21 protein-coding genes are annotated in these 22,561 nt (G+C 72.1%); 12 read left to right on the top strand and 9 right to left on the bottom strand.

Going from position 1 to position 22,561, the window contains the following annotated elements; genetic code table 11:
- Positions 1 to 55: 55 nt before the first annotated feature.
- Positions 56 to 937: an alpha/beta fold hydrolase gene (locus EAO72_RS14140; protein WP_148017641.1), complete on the bottom strand. Its 882-nt coding sequence runs from the start codon at positions 935 to 937 to the stop codon at positions 56 to 58.
- Between the two features lie 69 nt (positions 938 to 1,006).
- Here EAO72_RS14140 and EAO72_RS14135 point away from each other — a divergent pair, with 69 nt between their 5' ends.
- Positions 1,007 to 1,483, top strand: a complete 477-nt coding sequence (locus tag EAO72_RS14135; RefSeq protein WP_148017640.1) for a MarR family winged helix-turn-helix transcriptional regulator — start codon at positions 1,007 to 1,009, stop codon at positions 1,481 to 1,483.
- A 52-nt stretch (positions 1,484 to 1,535) separates the two neighbouring features.
- Here the strand turns inward: EAO72_RS14135 and EAO72_RS14130 are convergent, their stop codons facing one another.
- Positions 1,536 to 2,444, bottom strand: coding sequence for a Gfo/Idh/MocA family protein (locus EAO72_RS14130; RefSeq protein ID WP_148017639.1), 909 nt, complete (start codon positions 2,442 to 2,444; stop codon positions 1,536 to 1,538).
- A 287-nt stretch (positions 2,445 to 2,731) separates the two neighbouring features.
- Between EAO72_RS14130 and glnII the strand changes: the two genes are divergently transcribed.
- The 3 genes from glnII (at position 2,732) to EAO72_RS14115 (ending at position 5,681) form a co-directional block, all read left to right on the top strand.
- Entirely contained in the window at positions 2,732 to 3,766 is a 1,035-nt protein-coding gene (gene glnII, locus EAO72_RS14125; RefSeq protein ID WP_148017638.1) for a glutamine synthetase, read from the top strand.
- Between the two features lie 105 nt (positions 3,767 to 3,871).
- Positions 3,872 to 4,783: a DUF6891 domain-containing protein gene (locus EAO72_RS14120; RefSeq protein ID WP_148017637.1), complete on the top strand. Its 912-nt coding sequence runs from the start codon at positions 3,872 to 3,874 to the stop codon at positions 4,781 to 4,783.
- A 289-nt stretch (positions 4,784 to 5,072) separates the two neighbouring features.
- Positions 5,073 to 5,681, top strand: a complete 609-nt coding sequence (locus EAO72_RS14115; RefSeq protein WP_148017636.1) for a winged helix-turn-helix domain-containing protein — start codon at positions 5,073 to 5,075, stop codon at positions 5,679 to 5,681.
- A gap of 65 nt (positions 5,682 to 5,746) precedes the next feature.
- Here the strand turns inward: EAO72_RS14115 and EAO72_RS14110 are convergent, their stop codons facing one another.
- Positions 5,747 to 7,873: an MMPL family transporter gene (locus tag EAO72_RS14110; protein WP_187285042.1), complete on the bottom strand. Its 2,127-nt coding sequence runs from the start codon at positions 7,871 to 7,873 to the stop codon at positions 5,747 to 5,749.
- Between the two features lie 280 nt (positions 7,874 to 8,153).
- Between EAO72_RS14110 and EAO72_RS14105 the strand changes: the two genes are divergently transcribed.
- Entirely contained in the window at positions 8,154 to 9,422 is a 1,269-nt protein-coding gene (locus EAO72_RS14105) for a sensor histidine kinase (protein ID WP_148017635.1), read from the top strand.
- A complete protein-coding gene (locus EAO72_RS14100) occupies positions 9,407 to 10,054 on the top strand; it encodes a LuxR C-terminal-related transcriptional regulator (protein WP_148017634.1) in 648 nt (215 codons plus the stop codon). Before EAO72_RS14105 ends, EAO72_RS14100 begins: the two co-directional genes overlap by 16 nt.
- A gap of 123 nt (positions 10,055 to 10,177) precedes the next feature.
- On the opposite strand, the gene EAO72_RS14095 is transcribed toward EAO72_RS14100, so the two are convergent.
- Together EAO72_RS14095 and EAO72_RS14090 are read right to left on the bottom strand one after the other, a co-directional pair.
- A complete protein-coding gene (locus EAO72_RS14095; protein ID WP_187285041.1) occupies positions 10,178 to 11,851 on the bottom strand; it encodes an alpha-L-fucosidase in 1,674 nt (557 codons plus the stop codon).
- Between the two features lie 145 nt (positions 11,852 to 11,996).
- Positions 11,997 to 12,488 carry a MarR family winged helix-turn-helix transcriptional regulator gene (locus tag EAO72_RS14090; RefSeq protein ID WP_148017633.1) on the bottom strand — a complete coding sequence of 164 codons (492 nt, stop codon included), beginning with the start codon at positions 12,486 to 12,488 and terminating at the stop codon, positions 11,997 to 11,999.
- A 69-nt stretch (positions 12,489 to 12,557) separates the two neighbouring features.
- On the opposite strand from EAO72_RS14090, the gene EAO72_RS14085 reads away from it, so the two are divergent.
- Positions 12,558 to 13,103, top strand: a complete 546-nt coding sequence (locus EAO72_RS14085) for a carboxymuconolactone decarboxylase family protein (RefSeq protein ID WP_148017632.1) — start codon at positions 12,558 to 12,560, stop codon at positions 13,101 to 13,103.
- Between the two features lie 106 nt (positions 13,104 to 13,209).
- Positions 13,210 to 14,685, top strand: coding sequence for a DUF1996 domain-containing protein (locus EAO72_RS14080; protein ID WP_148017631.1), 1,476 nt, complete (start codon positions 13,210 to 13,212; stop codon positions 14,683 to 14,685).
- Positions 14,686 to 14,716: 31 nt separating this feature from the next.
- On the opposite strand, the gene EAO72_RS14075 is transcribed toward EAO72_RS14080, so the two are convergent.
- Positions 14,717 to 15,178 carry a hypothetical protein gene (locus tag EAO72_RS14075; protein ID WP_261991467.1) on the bottom strand — a complete coding sequence of 154 codons (462 nt, stop codon included), beginning with the start codon at positions 15,176 to 15,178 and terminating at the stop codon, positions 14,717 to 14,719.
- A 121-nt stretch (positions 15,179 to 15,299) separates the two neighbouring features.
- Between EAO72_RS14075 and EAO72_RS14070 the strand changes: the two genes are divergently transcribed.
- Genes EAO72_RS14070 through EAO72_RS14055 form a run of 4 tightly spaced genes read left to right on the top strand, consistent with a single transcriptional unit; the run spans position 15,300 to position 20,162 of the window.
- Complete coding sequence (locus EAO72_RS14070; RefSeq protein ID WP_261991466.1) at positions 15,300 to 17,408, top strand: hypothetical protein; 2,109 nt, start codon at positions 15,300 to 15,302, stop codon at positions 17,406 to 17,408.
- Between the two features lie 4 nt (positions 17,409 to 17,412).
- Positions 17,413 to 18,318: a metal-dependent hydrolase gene (locus EAO72_RS14065; protein WP_148017630.1), complete on the top strand. Its 906-nt coding sequence runs from the start codon at positions 17,413 to 17,415 to the stop codon at positions 18,316 to 18,318.
- Between the two features lie 9 nt (positions 18,319 to 18,327).
- Positions 18,328 to 19,404, top strand: coding sequence for a PDR/VanB family oxidoreductase (locus tag EAO72_RS14060; RefSeq protein WP_187285056.1), 1,077 nt, complete (start codon positions 18,328 to 18,330; stop codon positions 19,402 to 19,404).
- 35 nt (positions 19,405 to 19,439) lie between these two features.
- Positions 19,440 to 20,162 carry a TetR/AcrR family transcriptional regulator gene (locus EAO72_RS14055; protein WP_148017628.1) on the top strand — a complete coding sequence of 241 codons (723 nt, stop codon included), beginning with the start codon at positions 19,440 to 19,442 and terminating at the stop codon, positions 20,160 to 20,162.
- A gap of 4 nt (positions 20,163 to 20,166) precedes the next feature.
- Here EAO72_RS14055 and EAO72_RS14050 read toward each other — a convergent pair whose 3' ends face one another.
- From EAO72_RS14050 to EAO72_RS14040, 3 genes are all read right to left on the bottom strand, one after another.
- The gene (locus EAO72_RS14050; RefSeq protein ID WP_148017627.1) at positions 20,167 to 20,517 is read right to left on the bottom strand and encodes a 5-carboxymethyl-2-hydroxymuconate Delta-isomerase; all 351 of its coding nucleotides are present in this window, start codon (positions 20,515 to 20,517) and stop codon (positions 20,167 to 20,169) included.
- 90 nt (positions 20,518 to 20,607) lie between these two features.
- On the bottom strand, positions 20,608 to 21,114 hold the full coding sequence (locus tag EAO72_RS14045) for a hypothetical protein (RefSeq protein WP_148017626.1): 507 nt from the start codon (positions 21,112 to 21,114) through the stop codon (positions 20,608 to 20,610).
- A 191-nt stretch (positions 21,115 to 21,305) separates the two neighbouring features.
- On the bottom strand, positions 21,306 to 22,561 hold a 1,256-nt coding region (locus EAO72_RS14040), incomplete at its 5' end, for an alpha-1,6-glucosidase domain-containing protein (RefSeq protein WP_148017827.1).

The raw sequence follows: 22,561 nt of genomic DNA, 5'->3' as shown, positions 1-22,561 counted from the left end.
CGGCCGCCTCGGGGACCAAGCGGCCGCCTCGGGGACCAAGCGGCCGCCTCGGGGACTAAGCGGCCGCCTCGGCGTCGAGGAAATCCTCCATTCTCCGGTTGAGTTCGGCCGTCACCGGGCCGTACAGCGGCAGCGCGTGATGGGAGACGCCGGGCAGCACGACGGTCTCGGCCTGCGGCAGCAGCCTGTTCACGGCAGCGCCCACCCGGCTCGCGTCCTGGGCGCGCCCCTGTCCGGCGAGGAGGACCAGGGCCGGTACGCCGAGCCCGCGCAAGGCCTCGGGCGAGGGGCGCGGTCCGGTGACCGGACGGGCCCAGGGGAGGCCCGCGGCCTCTTCGCGCATCCGCAGCCAGACCGGGTCCAGCGCGGCGTGGCCCGTCTCCCAGGCGAGGAAGGCACGCGTCCGCGCGGCGTCGGGGCGGAGCAGCATCGGGAGCGCGCGCACCAGGTAGCGGGGGCGGAATCCGGCGAAGCAGCCGGTCGGGTCGACGAGGACCAGGCGCCGGACGCGGTGGGGGGCGTGCAGGGCGTGGTGGAGGGCGATCCAGCCGCCGTACGAATGACCGCACAGCGCGACCGGTCCGGGGCCCAGGGCGTCCAGCACCGCGTCGAGCCAGCCGCGCAGGTCCTCGACGCTGCGGACGGGGCGCTCCCCCGCCGCGCTGCGGCCGGGCTCGCCCACGAGATCGACGGCGTGGACCCGGTGGGTGCGGCCGAGGGCCGCGGCCTGGGCGTACCAGACGGTGGAGGTCGCGCCGCCGCCGGGCAGCAGGAGCAGGGGCGGGGCGCCCTCGGGACCGTAGCTGTTGAGGCGGGTCGTGCCGTACGGGGTGGGGATCTGCGTCGAGGCCGTTCCGGCAGGCCATCGGGCGGCGAGGACCTCGTCGTAGGCCGCGAGGAAGCCTGCCGCGTCGGTTGCGGACGTAGCGCGTGTCATGGGCACTCCCTGAACTCCGTCACGGGGATATTATCTCGCTGAGCGAGATAATAGAGCGAGGAGTCACGCATGGACGAGCAGGGATCCGAGCGGGAGATCGTCCACCTTCTGCGCAGGGTCACCGTCGAATTCGGCCTGCGCCAGGCCGAATTCGCGGCCCGGAACGGCATGCATCCGACGGATGTGCGCGCCCTGATCTGCCTGCTCGACGCCGAGCGGAACGGAACCGAGGCCACGGCCGGACGGCTCGGCGCGGAGCTCGGGCTCAACTCGGCGGGCACCACCTCGCTCATCGACCGGCTGGAGCGCCTGGGCCATCTGACGCGCACCCGCGACGCCCGGGACCGGCGGCGGGTGCTGTTGTCCGTGACCCCGCAGGCGGTGGACCTGGGATGGGCCGCGTTCGGACCGGTGATCGGGAGCGCCGAAGCCCTGCTGCGGGGGTTCGACGCGGCGGAGGTCGCCGCCGTACGACGGTTTCTGCTCGGCTTCCACGCCGCGGTGTCGCAGGAGTTGGGCCCGGCCGACAGCACGGGCCGCCCGTGAGACGGTGCCGCCGGWCCCGGGTGCGGGTGGGGGCCGGGCGGGGCGGCCGGGCTCAGCTGCCCGCCTGCGCCTCGGCCTCCGCGAGCAGCTCCGTCAGCCGGAGCCCGAACCGCACGTCACAGGGGTGCGCCTCGCCCGTACGCACCGACTCGATCAGCGCGTCCACCGCGGCGCCGAACGCCCCGACGGCACCGTCCCACCGGGGCAGGCCGACGACGCCGTGCTCGCCCCTGAGCTCGATGCCCACGCCGGCCGCCGCCACCGGGGCCGCCAGGCTGAGCGTCACCGTGCTGGAGGCGCCGGAGGTGTGGCGCAGGACGAGGTGGTGGGTGCCGACGGGGCCACGGACCGCGGTCAGGGCGGTGACGTCACCGAGCACCGGGATGAGGACCGAGAGCGCGTGCGGGCCTACGTCCCACAGACCGCCCTTCTCCCGGCGCCAGGGGGACGCGGCGAACTCGCTGTCCGCGCCCGGCGCCCACAGGGCACCGATCCACTCGGCATGAGCCGTGAACCAGCCGCCCGCCGCGCCCTGTTCGGCGATCCACTCCGCGGTCTGCGGAGCGAACCGCAGGGTGCAGAACACGATCGAGGCGACCTGGGCCCGCTCGGCGGCCTCGGCCACTTCCCGGGCGCCCTCGACGGTCGTGGCCACCGGCTTGTCCATCAGCAGATGGCAGCCGGCCGCCGCGGCCCGGGCTGCCAGGGGCGCCTGGACATCGGGCGGCAGGGCGAACGCGACGGCGTCGCTCGCGGCGAAGAGCTCGTCGAGCCCCGCGTCACCGGTGTAAGCGGCGACGCCGTGCGCGCCGGCCAGCTCCCCGGCGGCCTCGGCACGGCGGCCCCACACCCCGCTGAGCACGACGCCGGGGTGGGCGGCGAGGGCGGGGGCATGGGTGATGCGGGCCCAGGGGCCCGTACCGACCAGGCCGATACGCAGAGGGGTCGCGCGTGTCGTCATGGGAACAGTGTGCACGGCGGGCCGGACCGGCCGGGAGAACCGGCCCACGCGGGGTTCGGTGACGCATGTATACGACGCGGAGGGCTTCGCCGTCCGGCGGCTGTCACCGAGCCCGCCGAAACCCGGCGCCTTCCCGGGACGGGAGTCCGCAGGCGGCAACCCACGGCCGGCCCCACTTGCACAGGAAACCTCGGTAACACGGGGTTCACACGAGGGCAACGGTCGGGAAATCGCGTCTTGCGAAGCTGCGCTGCATAGACCGCAGCACCCGCAAAGGATGGGCTTCCGTGACGTTCAAGGCTGAGTACATCTGGATCGACGGCACCGAGCCGACCGCCAAGCTCCGCTCCAAGACCAAGATCATGTCCGGTTCCCCGTCCTCCGACGTGGCCGGGCTGCCCATCTGGGGCTTCGACGGATCGAGCACCAACCAGGCCGAGGGCCACGCCTCCGACCGGGTGCTGAAGCCGGTCTTCACGTGCCCGGACCCGATCCGTGGCGGTGACGACATCCTGGTCCTGTGCGAGGTCTTCCACATCGACATGACCCCGCACGAGACCAACACGCGGGCCGAGCTGCGGCCGGTCGCCGAGCAGTTCGCCGGCCAGGAGCCGATCTTCGGCATCGAGCAGGAGTACACCTTCTTCGACGGCCACCGGCCGCTCGGCTTCCCCGAGGGCGGCTTCCCGGCCGCGCAGGGCGGCTACTACTGCGGCGTCGGCGCGGACGAGATCTTCGGCCGCGAGATCGTCGAGAAGCACCTCGACAACTGTCTGAAGGCGGGCCTCGCCATCTCCGGCATCAACGCCGAGGTCATGCCCGGCCAGTGGGAGTTCCAGGTCGGTCCGGTCTCCCCGCTGGAGGTCTCCGACCACCTGTGGATCGCCCGCTGGCTGCTCTACCGCACCGCCGAGGACTTCAACGTCTCCGCGACCCTGGACCCGAAGCCGGTCAAGGGCGACTGGAACGGCGCGGGCGCGCACACCAACTTCTCCACCAAGGCGATGCGCGAGGGCTACGAGGCGATCATCACCGCGGCCGAGTCGCTCGGTGAGGGCTCGAAGCCGATGGACCACGTCAAGAACTACGGCGCGGGCATCGACGACCGGCTGACCGGTCTGCACGAGACCGCCCCGTGGAACGAGTACAGCTACGGCGTCTCCAACCGCGGCGCCTCGGTCCGTATCCCGTGGCAGGTCGAGCAGGACCAGAAGGGCTACATCGAGGACCGTCGTCCGAACGCCAACGTCGACCCGTACGTCGTCACGCGGCTGATCGTCGACACCTGCTGCACCGCGCTGGAGAAGGCCGGCCAGGTCTGATCCCGCGGCAGCGACCGCCCGTACGAGGGGCGCCCACCGGTTGGTCCGGTGGGCGCCCCTCCGCGTGCCCGGGGCACTGTCAGTGCGGTGTGCCAGGCTGGTCGCATGCTCGAGATCAAGATCGCGACCGAGAACCAGCAGACACACACCCGTGTTTCGGACCAGGAGCTCGGCGGCCTGGTGCACCGGATCGGCATGACCGGTGACCGCTTCCTGGTCGTGCAGCGGATACCGGACATCCCGGGCACGTTCATCCAGGTGTGGCATGAGATCGGCGGGGCGTACGACGTGGAGCACCGCGCCGGCGGAGCCGCTACCCATGTCCGCGCCCTCGTCGAGACACCCGAGCGGGTCGCCGCGTTGATGACGCGCTGGGCCCGCCAGGAACGCGGATGGGACACGGGTATCGGCTGGGAGAGCGCCGGCCTGCCGGAACCGGAGCCCGTACCGGAGATCGCGGCGGACATCCGCGAGGAGCTGGAGGAGCGCGTGCGGGAGCTGGTCCACGGCGGATACGGCACGGTGGCGGATATCGCCGAGTCGGCCGAGGACTTCCTGGTGTGCGACGGCGTGCGTCCGGTGACCCTCGCGCAGGCACGGCAGTTGGTGGAGCGGGTGTGGCTGGAGAGGGTCGAGGAGCAGCGGCATTGGCCGGAGGTGACTGATCCGGACCGGCTGGAGCGGGCCTTCGCCGTGCTGGACGGCAGAGGGATCACCGCGCGGGAGAACTTCGCGTGCTGCCGGTCGTGCGGAACCGGCGAGATCCGCGGCGAAGGGCGCGAGGACGCCCGGGGGTTCGTCTTCTTCCATGTCCAGGGTACGGATGGTGCGGTGACCGGCCGGAGACTGATGCTGTATTACGGCGGGTTCGACGAGTCCGCCGAGACGACGACGGCGGTGGGCCGGGAGGTCGCGGCCGTGCTGGGGGAAGCCGGACTGACCGTGGAGTGGGACGGTTCGCCGGACCGGGCGATCGAACTGACGGACCTGGACTGGCGGAAACGCCTGGTGGGCTGAGCCCGAACCCGGTCCATGGCAAAGGGCCCGTATCGACGGGTGAGAGAGGTCTGCTCCCGCGCCCGGTTCTCTGGTTCAATGGGGTCATGGCCAGCATCCAGCACACCTCGTCAGGTCGCAGCGACCTCGAGCCGTTCTGGCCCTCCCGTCAGCATCACGACTTCGACCGGGTGTGTTGCCGCGCGTGGAACGCGCAGGCCCTCTAACACCGCTCACCCCGGTCTTCGGTCCGCGCGCACGAAGCAAGTCCGTCCACAGACGACTCCCTCGCGCGAAAGAGCTGACCCTCATGGCGAACACCCGTATCTTCTCCTCCGCAGCCGCTGCCACCGCAGCGCAGTCGGCGACCGCTGCGACCGCCTCCTCCCGTCCTCCCTCCCCCAACCGTCACCGGCTGCGCGCCGTCGCTCCGGACGAGGTCGTCCGGCCGGCCGATGTCTCCGCGTTCCTGACTCCGGGCGCCACCTGGCTGCCCGCGCCCCAGCACACCCTGCCCGCGCTGCCGGGCCGGCCGCCGATGGTCGGATACCTGGTGCTCGTACCGGCCGACCAGCAGCCGGCCATCGCGGCCGCGGCCGCCCAGTACGTGGTGCCGGAGGTGCTGGAGGACGCGGCGACGGGACCGGTGCGGATCGACTCCGTCCAGCGCACGGCCGCGGTGAACGGGAACACGCTCGACCTCACCTACCTGGAGTTCGAGCTGCTGGCCCATCTGGTCGCCCACCCCCACCGGGTGCACACGCGCGACCAGTTGGTGACCACGGTCTGGGGTTACGGACACGTGGGCGACGGGCGCACCGTCGACGTCCACATCGCCCGGCTGCGCCGCAAGCTGGGCGCGGAGCACCGTCGGTCGATCCAGACGGTGCGGCGCGTCGGTTACAAGTACACGCCCTGACCGCACCCGAAGTGGGCCCCGGCCGCGGTGGATACCGCGGCCGGGGCCCACGTGGTTCGTCCGGGTCAGCCGGGCATCGCCGGGGCGGCCGCGCGGGCGGGCTCCGGCTGCGGCTCGCCGTGGTCCGGCTCCGGCAGGCGGCGCAGGCCGCGCGGGGTGCGCCAGTTCCGTTCGCCCAGCAGCGCCATCGCGGAGGGCAGCAGGACCATCCGTACGATCGTGGCGTCGAGCAGCACCGCGACGGCCAGGCCGACGCCCATCTGCTGCATGTCCTGCATCGACAGCGTCCCGAAGACCGAGAACACCGCCACCATGATCACGGCCGCGCCGGTCACCGCGCCGGCCGTGCGCCGGATGCCCTCGTCGATCGCGGCCGGGGTGGAGAGACCGCGGCTGCGGGCCTCGCGGATCCGGGAGACCACGAAGACGTGGTAGTCCATCGAGAGTCCGAACAGGACGACGAGGACGAACAGCGGCATCCAGGCCTCGATCGCGCCGACGCCTTCCGAGCCGATCAGCGAGGCGCCCCAGCCGTGCTGGAACACGGCCGTCATCACGCCGTAGGCGGCGGCCACGGAGAGCAGGTTGAGCAGGATCGAGGTCACGGCGACGACGTAGCTGCGGAAGCAGAACAGCATCAGCAGGAAGGTCACGGCGGTGATGAAGAGGAAGACGGGGACGATGCCGCGTTTCAGCTGGTCGTTGAAGTCCACGGACCCGGCCACGTCACCGGTGACATAGGCCCGGGCACCCGTGCCGTCGAACGCGGCCGGCAGCCGGTCCTCCCTCAGTTCGGTCAGGTCGGCCACGCCGCCGGGCAGCGGTACCTCGATCTCCGCGACGTTCTTGGCCCGGTGGACGGTCACCTGGTCGAATCCGGCCAGCGCCTTGCGTACGGCGGGGGCCTCGATGTTGTCGGCCTCGACGACCACCTGGGCCGGGGCGGGGCCGCCGGGGAAGGTCTCGTTGATGTGCCGGTAGGCGACGGACAGTGCGGAGTCGGACCCGAACTGCTTCTCCAGGCCGAGCGACTCGGTCTTCATGCCGAGGGCCGGTGCGGCGAGTACCAGGAGAACGAGGACCGAGGCGGCCGCGAAGAACTTCGGCTTGGCCAGGACCGGCCGCAGCAGCTTGCCGGCGATCCTACCGCTCTCCTTCTTGCGCTTGTTGCGCCGGTTCAGCAACGGCACGCGCCCGGCGTCGATCCGGTCGCCCAGCCAGGAGAGCAGGGCGGGCAGGACCGTAACGGAGCCCATCATGGCGATGAAGACCACGATGATCGTGGCGAGGGCGAAGCCCTTGAACAGCATCAGGCCGGACAGGAACATGCCGGCCATCGCGACCATGACCGTCAGCCCGGACACCAGCACGGACCGGCCGCTGGTCGCCGCGGCGATGCGCAGCGCCGTTTCGGCGTCGCGCCCGGCGGCCCGCTCGTCGCGTTCGCGGCGCAGGTAGAAGAGGCAGTAGTCGACGCCGACGGCGAAGCCCATCAGGAACATCACGGAGTACGTGGTCTGGAAGAGGTGCAGCTGGTGGCTGGCCAGCGAGAGCAGCCCGAACGCGGCCATGCACGCGGTCAGCGCGAGCCCTACGGGCAGCAGGGCCGCGACGACGGCTCCGAACGCGACCAGCAGGATGCCGAGCGCCAGGGGTACGGCGGTGAACTCGGCCTTCTTCATGTCGTCGGAGAGCAGGTCGCCGAGCCACTTCCCGGCACTGGCCTCGCCGAACTGGTGGACGGTGACGTCGGGCCGGGCCTTCTGGACCCCGGCCACGGCGTCCAGGACGGGCTGCACCCGGTCGGCGGCGGTGTCCGCGTCGCCCTTCATCTCGAAGGTGATCAGCGCGTCCTTGCCGTCCTTGGACGGGACCGGAGCCGCGAGGTCCGTCACCTCGCCGGTCCGGCCGATCGATGCGGTGAGCTCGCCGGCCGCCGTCCGCCAGCCGTCGGGCTTCGTCGACGACACCATGACCAGCTCACCCGCGCGCGGGCTGAGGCCTGCGTCGGAGAGGATCTGCTCGGCGCGCGCCGAGTCGCCCGCGCCGTTCTCCGCGTTGGTCATCTCGACCATCCCCGACGCGCCGCCGATGCCCGCGGCGAGTACGACGAAGAGCAGCCAGCCGAGAATCGCTGTCTTGCGGTGGTGTGTGCTCCACACACCGATACGTGCCGCGAGGTTGGGCCTCATGGTGTTGTTCGCCCCCTGTGTAGGCGTCGGACCGGACACCACGAATCTAGGAATTCCGGGCCCGCCGCCCCAGCCGTCGAAGCCCCCACTCGGCGCGACGTAGGGCGTCGGTGCGGGGGTGGTGGTAGGTACACCCCCGCCGGGTGGCGAAACGGCTGACGCCCGCGGGGTCCGCCGGGTCAGACTGTCTACGGACCGGGGCCGGCACGGCGGCCCGGCCAGGGCGCGTCCGGCGGATCAGACCGGACGGGACCGGCCCGGAGAGGGAAGAGGGATCAGGATGAACGCGACACGGGGACGGGTGAGGGGCGCGCTGCTGGCCGCGGGGCGTGGGTTGCTGCTGTCGGTCGCCTCGCTGGCGGGATCGCTCACCCTGTTCGTGCTGACGGTGCTCTCCATCGCCTTCATCCTGCTGGGCATCGGGCTGGTGACCACCCCCTGGGTGCTGACGGCGGTCCGGCAGCACGCCAATCAGCGCCGGCTGCTGGCCATCACCTGGTCGGACGTCCGCATCCCCGTTCCGTACCGGCCGCTGCCGAAGGATGTGCGCAGCGGCTTCACCGGGCAGGTGGAGCGGACCACGCTGATGCTGAAGGACCCGGCGACCTGGCGGGACATCCAGTGGCTGATGGTCGACATGACCGCGGGCTACGTGGTGGCGACCCTGGCGGCGGCGCTGATGATCTACCCGGTGGAGGGCTTCGTCCTGGCGGCAGGTCTGTGGCGGGTCTACACGGACGACCGGTACTGGTACGCGTTCGTGCCCGTCGACAGCCAGGCGTCGGGGCTGGCGGCCGCCGCGCTCGGCGTGGCGCTCCTCGCGGCCGGTGTGCTGCTCAGCGAGCGGCTGCTGCGGGCCCACTTCGTGCTCGCCCGCTCGGTGCTGGCCCCCGCCCATGAGCAGGAACTGGCCCTGCGCATCGACCGGCTGACCGAGACCCGGCACGAGGCGGTCGACACCGCCGCTTCCGAACTGCGGCGCATCGAGCGGGATCTGCACGACGGGGCGCAGGCCCGGCTGGTCGCCATGGGCATGAACCTCGGCACGATCGAGGCGCTGATCGAGAAGGACCCGGCCCAGGCGAAGAAGCTCGTGGCGATGGCCCGTGCGTCCTCGGCCGAGGCGCTGACCGAGCTGCGCGATCTCGTCCAGGGCATCCACCCGCCGGTTCTCGCCGAGCGCGGTCTCGGGGACGCGGTCAGGGCGCTGGCGCTGCGGATGCCGATCCCGTCCGAGGTGGACGTGGAGCTGGACGGCCGGGCCGAGGCCCCGGTCGAGTCGGCGGCGTACTTCGCGGTCAGTGAGACCCTGACGAACGCGGCGAAGCACTCGGGCGCGGACCGGATCTGGGTGGACCTGAACCATGTCGACGGCATGCTGAGGATCTCGGTCACGGACAACGGGAAGGGCGGTGCGGCGGCCGGAAAGGGTTCGGGTCTGAGCGGCATCGAACGCCGACTCGGTACATTCGACGGCATCATGGCCGTCAGCAGCCCCGCGGGCGGTCCCACCATGGTGACCATGGAGATCCCTTGCGAGTTGTCCTAGCCGAAGATCTCTTCCTGTTGCGCGACGGCCTGGTGCGCATGCTGGAGGCGTACGACTTCGAGATCGCGGCCGCCGTCGAGACGGGGCCCGAACTCACCCGGGCCCTTGCCGAGTTGAAGCCGGACGTCGCCGTGGTCGACGTCCGGCTTCCGCCGTCGCACACGGACGAGGGCTTGCAGTGCGCCCTCGCGGCGCGCCGGGCCCGGCCGGGGCTGCCGGTGCTCGTACTCTCCCAGCACGTCGAGCAGTTGTACGCGCGCGAGCTGCTGGCGGACGGCAACGGGGCGATCGGCTATCTGCTCAAGGACCGGGTCTTCGACGCCGACCAGTTCATCGACGCGGTGCGCCGGGTCGCGGCGGGCGGCACGGCGATGGACCCGCAGGTGATCTCGCAGTTGCTGTCGCGGCGCGCGCAGGACAAGCCGATGGGCGGGCTGACGCCGCGGGAGCGGGAGGTCATGGAACTGATGGCCCAGGGGCGTTCGAACGCGGCGATCGCCTCGCAGATGGTGATCACGGAGCGGGCGGTGGCCAAGCACACCTCGAACATCTTCGGGAAGCTGGACCTGCCGCCCTCCGACGACGACAACCGCCGCGTCCTCGCGGTGCTCGCCTATCTGGATCAGGGATAGCGGGACCAGGGACACGGCGTGCCGTGGGTCGCGCATCCGGGCCGGGGGAAGAGTTGTGCCGGCGGGGTCGCGCATCCGGGCCGGGTCAGGGCCGGCCCGGACGCGCGGCATCGGGACGGACGGTCAGGAACCGGCCGGTGCGGTGGTGAGGTGCAGCGTCGTGGCTCCCAGATGCGGCTTCGCCCTGGATTCCAGCACCTTGACGCGGACCGAGGTCGCGGTCACGGCCGCGGGGAGCGGCAGGATGCGCTCGTGGCCGATGGTGGTGCCTTCGGCGATCGTCTGCCAGGCCCCGCCGATCCGGGCCTCCACGGCGAACCGCTCGACCCGCTGGCCGTGCCTGATGTCCTCACGGACCGCCACCCGGTCGAAGGTGTACGGGGCCGGGCCCTGGGTCCGTACGTCACTGCCGTAGATCCGGCGCACGTCGTCGCCGAACGCGGTGAGTGACGCGACGTCCGCCTGGGCGATCCGGCCGTCGGGCGCCGGCGGGACGTTGAGGAGGAGCGAGGCGTTGCGGCCGACGCTCTTCTCGTACAGGTTCAGCAACTGCGCTGCGGTCTTGGGCTGTTCGTCCTCGTGGTAGAACCAGCCGGGCCGGTTGGAGACGTCGGCCTCGGCCGGGTACCACTGGAGGTGGTTGACGTCCGGGCCGAGGAGCTTGGCGCGCGAGCCGATGTCGGCGTCGGTCGAGTCGTTGGGGAGGCTGCCGAGCCCGGTCCACGGGTCGGTGGTGTGCGGGGTGACGCTCCACTCGGTCTCCCGGGCGACGCCCGACTCGTTGCCGACCCAGCGGACGCCCTGGGGGCCCTGGAAGACGACGGTGTTCGGCGAGAGCGCCTTGACCATGTCGAACCACTGCTTGACGTCGTACTTCTGGGTGATGCCGGAGCCCGACCACGGGTTGGCGCCGTCGAGCCAGAGCTCCTCGACGGGGCCGTACTGGGTGAAGATCTCGTACAACTGGTTGAGGTAGTACGCGTCGTAGTCGTCGGCCTTCACCGTGAAGGTGGGCAGCTTGCCGCTCTTCACGCGGGCGGCCCGGTCGTCGCCGGGGACGAGGGTGGGGATGGTGCGCTCGGTGACGGCGCTGCCGTTGCCGAACCGGCCCTGTCCGGCGGGCGCGCGGTCGCCGTCCTCCAGTGCCATCCGCTCGGGCAGGCTCAGCGCCTTGCCCTCGGCCTGCTTGGCCCGGATCTTCTCGACCCACTCCGCGTGCCAGGCGTGCGGGAGTTCGGCGCCGTCGGAGGGCGAGAGATAGAGGCCGACCTTTAGGCCCGCCTTGCGGGCGGCCTTCACGTAGGCGGCGACGACATCGGGGCTGCCGGGACTGAGGGCGACCGAGTGGTCTGTGTAGCGGCTGGGGTAGAGGACGAAGCCGTCGTGGTGCTTGACGGTGAGCATGACCTGTTCGACGCCGGCGGCCTTGTAGGCGCGCATCCACTGGTCGGCGTCGATGCTCTTCGGCGCGAAGAGCTTCTCGTCCTCCGTGCCGGAACCCCACTCACGGTCGGTGAAGGTGTTCATCCCGAAGTGCGTGAAAGCGGTGACCTCCCGCTGCTGCCACGCCAGTTGGCCCGGCGTGGGCACGATGTTCGCGGCCTTCTCGATGATCCGGTCCGGGCTGTCGCAGGACTCGACCGTCATCTGCGACGCGGGTCTCACGGGCGCGTCGCACGGGGCGGCGGGCGATGCGGACCGCTGGGATGCGGGCTGTTGCGCCGTGGCCTGTACGGGGATGAGCGCGGCGGCCGCCGCCAGTGCGAGCGCGCTGAGCACATGGGTGCGTCGTGCCATGGTTCCCTCCCATTCACGACCACAAGTGGTCGGGTCTTTCGGGTGCCGACGCGTGCATGTTGCCGCATGACGGGGTCCACAGGAAGGGTGCGCACTCGATACGTCCTATCTCTCATGCACAAAGTCCAAGTCCTGTCCCGCTCGTTCAGCCGTTGAACCAGGCGGCCATATCGAGCCGGAACGCATCGGTGGCGGCCATGGTGCGCAGATCGGCCTCCATGGCGCCGACCCGCTCGGCGCCGAGCACCCGCACCCACTCGGCACGCAGCCGGTCGAAGCCCTCGGCGGACCGCACCAGCATGTCGACCCCGCGCGGGGACAGCCGGACCAGCTTGCGGCGGCCGTCCTGCGGATCGTCGACGCGCTCCACGTAGCCGAGGCCCTCCAGCTTCTCGACGGTCTTCCCTGCGGCCTGCTTGGACACGCCCAGCCGCCGGCCGATCTCACTGGCGGTCGACCCGCCCCGGCCCACGGCCTGCAGCGCGTACCCGTAGGCGGGCCTCATGTCGGGGTGGCCGTGCTCGGCCAGCTCGCGATGCAGGGCGTCGATGATCGAACGGAAGCCACCGAAGAGCAGAACGGGCAGCTCGAAGCCCGCTCCCGCCTCGACGGGGGCGCCGGCCGGACGCTCAGCCATTGCAAAACTCGACAACCTGGTTTACCTTTTCGTCAATCACGTTGTCGAGTTTATCGCGAGGGGTCTTCCATGTCCGCCACCGCTTTTCCCGACCACACCCTCGAATCCGCCCCCGCGGCCGCCCGCTCCACCATGGCGGCCGTGGCGCAGAAGCAGGGTTATCTGCCGACCGCCGTCACCCGGCTCGCCTCGTCCCCGGAGCTTCTCGGCGGCTTCCTGAAGATGAGCGCGCTCTTCGAGTCGACGACCCTGGACCCGCTCTCCCGGGAGACCCTGATCATGACGGTGGCCGCCCGCAACGGCTGCCACGTCTGCGTGGCCATGCACACCGCACGGCTCACCGCTCTCGGTGCCGACGCGGACCTCATCGCCGCACTGCGCGACGGGACGCCGCTGCCGGACGAACGGCTTGAGGCGGTACGGGAGTTCACGCTGGCCGTCCTCGTGACGAGCGGGGCCGTCGGCGAGGACACGCTCCAGTCGTTCCTGGCGCACGGGTACACCGGCCGCAACGCGCTGGAAGTGGTCCTGGGCATCGGCGCCTACACCATGTCGACCCTGGCCAACCGGCTGGTCTCGGCCCCGGTCGATCCTCAACTGGCCCGCTTCGCCTGACACTTGGTTCACAGGAATTCCTCCGTCCGTTGAACGGGCGGCGCGCCGGCGCCGTATGGAACGTCACGCTTCTCCCCCGCGAAGCCTGAGGAGTCCGAGGAGTTCCATGGGACGCACATCGCGCAAGAAACGCTCCACCCTGGCCAACCGGGCGATCATCGCCTCGGCCGCACTGATCCTGGGCGGGGGTGGGCTGGCCGCGGTCAACGTCTACGCCTCTGCGGGCGAGGGCCCGTCCGGCTTCTCCCACCGGAACGGGCCGCAGGTCCGCCAGGCCTCCACCATCGACTGCCCCGAAGTGGTCAACGAGATCCCCGAGGTGCCGGATCCTGCCCGGGCGGAGGTCGACCGCGAACTGGCCGCCATGGACACCCAGATCACCGATGCCTACCGGGAGTTCGCCGACCGCCGGGACAGGATGGCCCGCGACCCGCAGCTCGCGCAGAACGCCGTGCTGGGCCCGCTGAAGGCCAGGCGCACCGCCAGCATCGACCGCATCGCGACCGCGATCGGCCGCAGCACGGAGCGTCCGGAAGGGCTCGGCTCGCTGGCCCCGTGCAGTCTGCGCGCGGACGACGAGGCGGACGAGCCGACGGAACCGCCCTCGGGCGATCCCGCGGAACCGGCGCCGGGCGATCCCACGGACGAGCCGCCGGACCAGCCGTCGGGCGAACCCACGGACGACGGTTCCGGCGGCAACGGCCCCGAGGACTCCGACTTCGTCGACATCCGGTCGGTCCAGCCCGGCGTCGACCGGCCGGCCCGGCTCCGGGGCGCCTCGCGCGGCACCTTCACCACCGAGTGCGGACGCAACCAGAACGGGAAGTTCAACCCGGACAACGTCATCGCCGCACCCGGTGTCGCCAACGGGGCCCACCACATGCACGACTACGTCGGCAACCAGGCCACGGACGCCTTCTCCGGCGACGACGACCTGGCGGCGGGCGACACCACCTGCCGTAACCAGGGCGACCGGTCCACGTACTACTGGCCGGTGCTCCGCCTGCGGAACGGGGCCGCGGAGAACGACGCCGAAGCCGACGGCGGGGGCAGGGACCAGAACATCGGGGAGATCCAGACCCCGTCGCAGGTCACGCTGAAGTTCGTCGGCAACCCCACCGGCAAGGTCACGGCCATGCCGCGTTTCCTGCGCATCATCACCGGCGACGCCAAGGCGTTCACCAACGGCGACGCGAACGCCAACGCCTCCTGGAGCTGTACCGGGTTCGAGGACCGGCAGCTCAAGGACAAGTACCCGATCTGTCCCGAGGGCAGCCAGGTCGTCCGTTCCTTCGCCTTCCAGAGCTGCTGGGACGGGCAGAACACCGACAGCGCGAACCACCGCACCCATGTGGCGTTCGCGCAGGACGACGGGCGGTGCCCGAACGGCTTCCGGGCCATTCCGCAGCTGGTCCAGCGGATCGTGTACGACGTGCCTCCGGGGCCCGGGTTCGCCGTCGACTCCTTCCCGGAGCAGCTGCACAAGCCCGTCACCGACCACGGTGACTTCATCAACGTCTTCGACGACAGGCTGATGCGGAAGGTGGTGAGCTGCGTCAACGGCGGGCGCAAGTGCCGCTGAAGGCGCATCGCCCCGCGCCGCACCCGCGCGGTCAGCTCCCCGGACGACCGGAGTGCTCTGCCTCGTTCCCGCCGTCGCCACCGCTTCCCGAGTGGTGCGGCGAGGCAGTCTCCACCGTCCCCCCGAGCCGGCCGCGCAGTGCCGCGATCACCGCGGCGTCCGAGACGGCGACCCATCTGCGGCCGACCAGGTACGAACCGCCGTAGTCGTTGGCCTCGTTGATCCACTCCCGCTGGCCGCGGTCGGTCGCGAACGTGGCCAGCACATAACGTCCGTCCTCCGTGGCGCAGTTGGCCTGGCGCAGCTCCTGGGCGTCGGTCTGGAGCTTCGGCTCGCAGTGCGCCTGCGCGGCGAGTTCCTCCAGGGTGCCGGTGGCGGTCGGCGGAATGTCGTCACCGCCACCGCCGCATCCCGCGAGCAGGACCGGGCCCACGACGACGGCCGCGCACCACGCGTACCGCGCCGCGCTTCGCGTAGCGTTCCGCTTCGTCATCCGGCCATCGTGCCGTTCCGGGCCGGGTCCCGCAGCCGAACGTGAGAAGGGCCGGAGCGCGAGTGACCCGGCCGCACAGCCCCCGGAGTGACCATCGCACGATTCGCTCGTTCTGCTGAACGTGCGTCCACTGTCAGAGGTACCGCCAGCCGCCGCCCGGCCCGACGCGGGGCAGTCCGAGGCCGCGCTCGTCGAGCACTACCCGCGGCTGGCCCGGCTCGGCTATCTCGTCCTGCCGCACTCGCTGAGCCGCGACCGGCGCGTCCTCACGGCTCATGCCCTGGCCCAGCGATCCCTCCAGGCGGCGCGCAGAGCCGGGCCCGGGGACGGCGGCGCGGTTCCGCTGCCACGCCGTCCGGGTCGCGCGGAGGCGGCCGATCCGGGGTACGCGTACGTCCGGCGGCAGGTGCTGCGGAACGCGCTGGCGGCGGGTCGGCCGGTGCGGCTGCGCCATCTGCCGCGCCGCGACCGGCTCCCGGCGCTCCTCCCGCTGACCTGGGGGCTCCGGCTGTTCCCGCACTCCGGCGGCGCCGATGAACTCGCCCTGGAACAGCGGCTGTCGGCGGTGAGCGGGGCGGCCCGGGCCGCGTTCGTCCTGCGCGGCCTGGAGGGGCTGGCCGACTGCGAGGTCCGGCGGGTGCTGTCCGATGCCGGGGTGGCCGACCCTCATGCGGCGTTGATGGAGGCGGACGGGGTGCCGGCCGCCTACGCGCTGCTGGCCTCGCCCGGGTTCGACCCCTGCTCGCTCCAGGCCCGTCCGCCCGATCTGGCGCGCCGCCGCAGATACCTCCGGGCGGCGCTGGCCGGTTTCGCCGCCCTGCTCGTGTGCGGGGCGCTGCTGGGCCTGCCGGGTGAGGGCTGGAGCCGGGGCTCTTTGTCCGCGCCCCTGTACGCCCGCAACCCGGCCGCCGAAGCGGCCCTGGAACCGGGGGCGTTGCGCAGGGTGCCGACGGCGTTCTGGCAGCGCTCGCCGCGTACCGACTTCACCGCCTGGCCCACGCGGGGCGACCGGACCGAGGACACCCGGCTGCTGCGGCGGGCGCTACGGGTGTGGGCGCGGCCGGGCGGCGGTGTGCGGACGTCGGCGACGCCGGGGACGCCGGTGGGGCCGCCCATGGGGGCGCCGCAGCTGCTGTACGCGGGCGAGGTCGGCCCGTCCGCGGTGGTGCTGTTCCACGACGGGCTGCGTGTCGTGCGGTACGCGGAGCCCCGTGACGCCGATCCGTCGAAGGGTGCGGCACTCGACTTCGCCCGGGTCGACGGGGCGGACGTGGCGTCGGCCGGGGCCCTGGTCGTGGAGCGGGCGGACGGCTCGGTCCGCTATCTGACGGCGCCCTGGGTCCGGCAGGCGCGGGTAAGGGATCTGCTCGCGCCGGACCGGGACCCGCGCGCGCTGCACCGCTCCCCCGACGGAGTGACCGACCCGCTGCCAGGACCGGCGACCGCGCCCGGCTGCCGGTCCTGGCACGCGGTCGAGCTGGCCGGCGCCGGGGCGGTGCGCCTGGTGACGGATCTCGGTGAACTCGCTCCGGCCCGGCTGACCTCGGGCCCGCCGGAGCGTCCGCACGACATCTCGGGGCGCGCGGAGTACGCGAGCTGGGCGCGCACCGCCTGTCTGCTGCCGGCCGTACGCGCGCACGGGGTGCGCGAGGTCAACTCATGGGTGTACGCGAAGCAGTCGCTGCCCGAGGGCGACGGCACCGCCCAGTGGCTGTGCACCCGGGCGGAGACCTGGCGGGGCACCGGGAGCAGGACCCTCGCCCAGTTCCAGGCCCCGTCCGGGCGGCCGTCGGGGAGCGGGCCACCGGGGGTGGTCGCGGCGCGCGCCGAGAACACGCCGGAGTGCGGGAACAGCCGGAGCCCCCAGGTCAGCGGGAGGAGCGCCGGGAGCCGGTCGCGGCGCGGCAGATGGCGCAGCCGCACCGGCCGACCCGCCGCCAGCGCGTTCCGCAGCACCGCGCCGGGAGCCGGTCGCGGCGCGGCAGATGGCGCAGCCGCACCGGCCGACCCGCCGCCAGCGCGTTCCGCAGCACCGGTAGTGCTCGACGAGCGCGGCCTCGGACTGCCCCGCGTCGGGCCGGGGCGGGCGACCGGGCGCAGCTGGACGGGCGGCTGGCGGACGGCAGCCGGGCGGGGGCGCTGCGCTGAGCGCGACCGCGCGAAGGCGACGGGCCCGGGAATTCATGGTGTGCACGCCCCTGTCGCCCGGCCCTACCCCTCAGTACATTGACAACATGTCTCACAAGCAGCCAGCGGCGGTGGCCTCGGAGCGGGCCCGCCTCAAGGCCCGTCGGGTGTCCTTCGCCTGGGACGGAACGCCCCTGCACTGGGTGCCGGGCGATCCGTTCACCACGCACACCATCAACGTGCTCCATCTGCTGCTTCCGGCCGGGGAACGCTGGTTCATCCACGTGTACCGCCAGGTGCTCCCGTACATCCACGACGAGCAGCTGCGCCAGGACGTCATCGGGTTCATCGGCCAGGAGGCGATGCACTCCCAGGCCCACGACGACGTGCTCCCGCACCTGAAGGACCTCGGTCTCGATCCGACCCCGTACACCGCCCAGGTCGACTGGCTCTTCGAGAAGCTGCTCGGCGACCGGACGCTGCCACCGGGCCGGGCGCGCAGGTGGTGGCTGATGGAGCGGGTCGCGACGATCGCGGCGATCGAGCACTACACGGCGTTCCTCGGCGACTGGATCCTGAACGCCGAGGAGCTGGACCGGCGCGGCGCCGATCCCACGATGCTGGATCTGCTGCGCTGGCACGGCGCCGAGGAGGTCGAGCACCGCTCGGTGGCCTTCGATGTGTTCATGCACGTCGACGGCGGATACCGACGGCGGGTACGGACCTGGGCGACGGCCTTCTCCGCGCTGCTCTTCCTCTGGCAGCGCGGCACCAGGTTCTTCATGGAGAACGATCCGAGTCTGCTGGACGGCAAGGCGTCCTTCGGCCAGTTCTACCGCAGCGGCCGGCGCGGCACGCTGCCGAGCACCCCCTCGATGCTGCGGTCCGTCCCGCGCTATCTGAGCCGTACGTACCACCCCTCGCAGGAGGGCAGCACGGCGCAGGCCGTCGGCTACCTCGCCCATTCGCCCGCCGCGGTCGCGGCCGAGGCCCGTACGACGGAAGCCGGCTGACCGATGCCCCTGCCCCTGCCCCGCCCGCGTACCGTCGCCGTGGTGGCCGCCGCCGCGCTGCTCGCCAGGCGGGCGATGCGCCGCCGCATCGAGAAGTCCCCGCTGTGGCCACTGCCCGCGCTGGACGAGCCCGTGTCCGGCCGGGCGCAGCGCCGTTCCACCACGGGCCGGCGGCTGCTGATCACCGGGCGGACCACACCCGCGGACGGGGTCGTGCAGCTCCGGCTGGAGGGCCCGGACCTGCCGCCCTGGCAGCCCGGCGCCCATCTGGACCTGGTGCTGCCGTCCGGGCTGGTCCGCCAGTACTCCCTGTGCGGCGACCCGGCCGACCGCACCGCGTACACCGTGGCGGCCCGGCTGGCGGAGGACGGCCGGGGCGGCTCGCGCGAGGTGCACGCCCTGCTCCACGAGGGCCAGGAGGTCGAGGTCCGGGGTCCGCGCAACCGCTTCCCGCTGGCCGACGCCCCCGCCCACCTCTTCGTCGCCGGCGGCATCGGCATCACACCGGTCCTGCCCATGGTGCGCGCGCTGGCCGCCTCGGGGGGCGACTGGCGGCTGCTGTACGGGGGACGCAGCCGGTCGACGATGCCGTTCCTGGCGGAGATCGAGAAGCTGGGCGCGGACGGCGACCGGGTCACGGTCGTCCCGCAGGACGAGGCGGGCCACCCGGACATCGCGGCGGCCCTCGCGGACACGGCCGAGGGCACGGCGGTCCACTGCTGCGGTCCGGAGCCCCTGATGGACGCGGTCGCGGCCGCGCTCCCGCCCGGCCGCACCCTGCACCTGGAGCGGTTCTCCGCGCCGGGGACGGACGCCGCGGGGTCGGTGCCCTTCGAGGTGGAGCTGCGCCGCTCGGGCCGCACCGTCGCGGTCGCGGCCGGCCAGTCGGTGCTCGCCGCCGTGCGTGCCGAATTGCCGCACGTCGCGTACTCCTGCGAGCAGGGCTTCTGCGGTACGTGCCAACAGCGGGTCCTGGAAGGCGAGATCGAGCACCGGGACGACCTCCTGACGGACGCGGAGCGGGACGGGTCGATGCTGATCTGTGTGTCCCGGTGCCGGGGCGGACGGCTGGTGCTGGACCTCTAGGGCGTGTTGTCGTGCCGGTCGGTACCCTGTTCCCCATGACGACCGGGGTACGGCGCAGGATGGGCGTCGAGGAGCGCAGGCAGCAGTTGATCGGCGTCGCGCTGGAGTTGTTCAGTCACCGGTCCCCGGACGAGGTGTCGATCGACGAGATCGCCGCCGCCGCCGGGATCTCCCGGCCGCTGGTCTACCACTACTTCCCGGGCAAGCAGAGCCTGTACGAGGCGGCGCTGCGGCGGGCGGCGGACGAGTTGGCGGCCCGGTTCCTGGAGCCTCGCGAAGGGCCTCTGGGGGCACGGCTGTTGCGGGTCATGGGGCGGTTCTTCGATTTCGTCGACGACCACGGGCCCGGGTTCGCGGCCCTCATGCGGGGCGGACCCGCGGTGGGTTCCTCGACGGCGAACGCGATGATCGACGGAGTGCGCCAGGCGGCCTGCGAGCAGATCCTGGCCCATCTGGGCGTCGAGGAACCTCCGGCCCGGCTGGAGCTGGTCGTCAGGTCCTGGGTCTCGCTCGCCGAGTCGACGGCCCTGATGTGGCTGGACGGACGGCGCATCCCGCGTGCGGAGCTGGAGTTGCAGCTCGTGCACGACTTCGCCGCGCTGGCCGCCGTGAGCGCCGCGTACAACGAGGAGATGGCCGGCGTCGTGCTGCGGGTCCTCGCGCAGGAGCCGGCGGACGGGCCGTTCGGAGATCTGCTGGTGCGGCTCTCCTCGCTGGCGCCCGCCGTGCCGGCCGTACCTCCGCAGCGGCTGCGGTAGCCGCTCAGCGCTTGCGGTAGGAGGGGTCGAGGTCGCGCGTCTCGGCCGAGAGGTGGAGGGTCAGTTCGCCGGCCGGCCGGATATGGGCGGCGAGCAGTTCCAGTACCGACTCGGTGAGCCGCGCCCTGATCTCCGGGGTGCGGCCCGGCAGCAGTGCGATGTCGACGTGCACGAGCGCGTCCCCGTCGGGAGCGTCCGCGACCACGGTCTCCTCGACCCGGCGGAAGCGGGTCTTGCAGGCGGCGATCTTCGTGGTGACCGTCTCGGCGACCAGCGGGTGCAGCGCGCCCGCGAAGCCTGAACGGTCGAAGGCGCCGTCGAGTTCGGCGGAGTAGTCGACGGTGATCTGGGGCATGACGGCCTCCTGAGCGGGCGCGGGACGGTGGTCACCCCCACCCTTGCGCCCGTCGGCAGGGCGCACAAGCGGGAACCACTATGTGGGCGGTCACCCTGCGGTGCGAGGGCCGGGCGGCCCGGGGACACCGACGCACTGCTCGCCCCTGACACCCAGAGGCTGTCCGCTCGTGGCGAGGACGGTCAGCCCGGGAGAGGTCGTGAGGATCTCGCCGAGGAGGTGCGCACAGCCTGCGCGCACCTGTGCGCAGGAGTCCAGGACGAGCAGGAGGTGCATCTCGGCGAGGTGTTCGCACACCGCCTCGACGAGCGCCTGGACGGGACCCCGCCGGCTGCGGCCGTCCAGTCCGACCGCTTCGGAGACGGTGGCGAGGAGCAGCTCGTCGTCATGGACCGGGGCGAGGTCCGCCCATCGGACGCCGTCGCGGTACAGGGACCGCACGCGCCCGGCCGCATGGATCGCCAGCAGGGTCCGGCCGGCTCCGCCGGTGCCGGTGAGGGTGGTCAGCCGACCCGTGACGAGGGCGTGTTCGATCCGGCCGAGTTCCGTCTCCGGTCCGGCGGGGCTCGTGGTCCCCTCGGGAATGCTGCTCGCCATCGTCACCTTCGCTGACCAGGTGGAGCGGCCGGTCCCGGCCCCCTGCGCCCCCCGTACGGCACCGTCGGACGATCGACGACGGTGCCGTACGGGAGAGGGGCCTGAACCGGCCGGGTGGAGTGGGAGGGCGCGCCGGGAGTGGGGTGCTGCGGCTCTGCCGACGGCTGCCCACACGGTAGACCCGGTGCGGGTCAGCGCAGCGAGAACACCGCCACCGTGCGTCCCGGAACGGTGAAGCTTCCCGAACTCCTCTCGTACGTGGACCTCTTGACGGTAAGATCCGCGCCCGCCGCCTGGACGGGGTGCAGGGCGTAGTTCTTTCCGGCCAGCGAGGCGACCTTCTGAGTGGTGGCGCCGGGTGCCGCGTTGAGGACGACGACCAGCTTGCCGAGCCGCATGGTGATCACACCGGGTGTCTCGTCCTTGCCGGAGAGCGGGAAGGAGAGCGTGGACTGCACCTGTCCGGCGGTGGAGAGGCCGAAGTCCTTCTCCGTGGCACGGATGGTGAGCAGGTCCTGGTACGCGGACGAGGCACCGTTGATCTGTGCGCAGCCGGGACTGAGCGCCGCGTCGGCGAGCAGCGGCTTGGCGTAGGACCACTTGGCCCGGTTGTCCGCGGCGGGCGGCAGTCCGCGGCCGAAGCCGTTGCCCGCGCGGCAGTCCCAGTGCAGGGCGTTGAACCAGTCGCCGCTGTCGAAGGAGTTGCGGTCCAGGGACTTGGAGCGCAGCAGGTCGGTGCCGGCCTGGGAGAGCGAGGGGCCCTGGGAGAGGGTGGCCGTCGCCATGGCGAGGACCTGCATGCGGGCCCGGTCGGCTGCCGAGGTGCCCGCCGGGAGCTTGAAGGCGAGGGTGTCGTACAGCGTCTCGTTGTCGTGGGCGTCGGAGTAGGCGAGCGCGTCACCGGGCGCGGCGGCGTATCCGGCCGGGGCCCCGTTGTAGTCGACGCCCGAGCCCTTGACCGTGGCGCCGGTGGTGTCGGTGAAGGTGTAGTCGGCGAGGTTGCCGGTGAGTCCGACCTTGATCAGGTCCTGGTAGTGGAGCAGCCGGGCCTTCTGCTCGGCCTCGGTGCCGTTGTGGGCGGAGGTGTTGGGGTCGGTGTAGAGGCCGGAGGCGAAGCCCTGCACGCCGGGGTCCTCGTCGAACGGGGAGCCGCCGCGCACGGCGTCGCGGGCCCGGTCGGAGAAGGTGGCGATGCCGGTGCCGGCCATGTTCTTCTGCGTCGCCTGGACGAAGCGGGCGTCGTCGGCGATCTCTCCGAAGTTCCAGCCCTCCCCGTACAGGATGATCTTCTTGCCGTCGACGCCGTCCTTGGCGGGGGTCAGTGCGTCGAGTGCCTTGCGGACGGCCAGGATGTTGGCCTTGGGGTGGTGGCCCATCAGGTCGAAGCGGAAGCCGTCGACCTTGTACTCCTTGGCCCAGGTGACGACGGAGTCCACGACGAGCTTGC

The sequence above is a fragment of the Streptomyces sp. OR43 genome, assembly GCF_008042275.1.
GTDB lineage: Bacteria > Actinomycetota > Actinomycetes > Streptomycetales > Streptomycetaceae > Streptomyces.
The sequence above is the reverse complement of the archived record's forward strand: the minus strand, read 5'-3'. Positions and strand labels throughout refer to the sequence as shown.

Coding starts and splice junctions, on each gene's coding strand:
- EAO72_RS14140 (WP_148017641.1), bottom strand. CDS start 937: ATGACACGCGCTACGTCCGCAACCGACGCGGCAGGCTTCCTCGCGGCC.
- EAO72_RS14135 (WP_148017640.1), top strand. CDS start 1,007: ATGGACGAGCAGGGATCCGAGCGGGAGATCGTCCACCTTCTGCGCAGG.
- EAO72_RS14130 (WP_148017639.1), bottom strand. CDS start 2,444: ATGACGACACGCGCGACCCCTCTGCGTATCGGCCTGGTCGGTACGGGC.
- EAO72_RS14120 (WP_148017637.1), top strand. CDS start 3,872: ATGCTCGAGATCAAGATCGCGACCGAGAACCAGCAGACACACACCCGT.
- EAO72_RS14115 (WP_148017636.1), top strand. CDS start 5,073: ATGGCGAACACCCGTATCTTCTCCTCCGCAGCCGCTGCCACCGCAGCG.
- EAO72_RS14110 (WP_187285042.1), bottom strand. CDS start 7,873: ATGAGGCCCAACCTCGCGGCACGTATCGGTGTGTGGAGCACACACCAC.
- EAO72_RS14105 (WP_148017635.1), top strand. CDS start 8,154: ATGAACGCGACACGGGGACGGGTGAGGGGCGCGCTGCTGGCCGCGGGG.
- EAO72_RS14095 (WP_187285041.1), bottom strand. CDS start 11,851: ATGGCACGACGCACCCATGTGCTCAGCGCGCTCGCACTGGCGGCGGCC.
- EAO72_RS14090 (WP_148017633.1), bottom strand. CDS start 12,488: ATGGCTGAGCGTCCGGCCGGCGCCCCCGTCGAGGCGGGAGCGGGCTTC.
- EAO72_RS14085 (WP_148017632.1), top strand. CDS start 12,558: ATGTCCGCCACCGCTTTTCCCGACCACACCCTCGAATCCGCCCCCGCG.
- EAO72_RS14080 (WP_148017631.1), top strand. CDS start 13,210: ATGGGACGCACATCGCGCAAGAAACGCTCCACCCTGGCCAACCGGGCG.
- EAO72_RS14075 (WP_261991467.1), bottom strand. CDS start 15,178: ATGACGAAGCGGAACGCTACGCGAAGCGCGGCGCGGTACGCGTGGTGC.
- EAO72_RS14065 (WP_148017630.1), top strand. CDS start 17,413: ATGTCTCACAAGCAGCCAGCGGCGGTGGCCTCGGAGCGGGCCCGCCTC.
- EAO72_RS14055 (WP_148017628.1), top strand. CDS start 19,440: ATGACGACCGGGGTACGGCGCAGGATGGGCGTCGAGGAGCGCAGGCAG.
- EAO72_RS14050 (WP_148017627.1), bottom strand. CDS start 20,517: ATGCCCCAGATCACCGTCGACTACTCCGCCGAACTCGACGGCGCCTTC.
- EAO72_RS14045 (WP_148017626.1), bottom strand. CDS start 21,114: ATGGCGAGCAGCATTCCCGAGGGGACCACGAGCCCCGCCGGACCGGAG.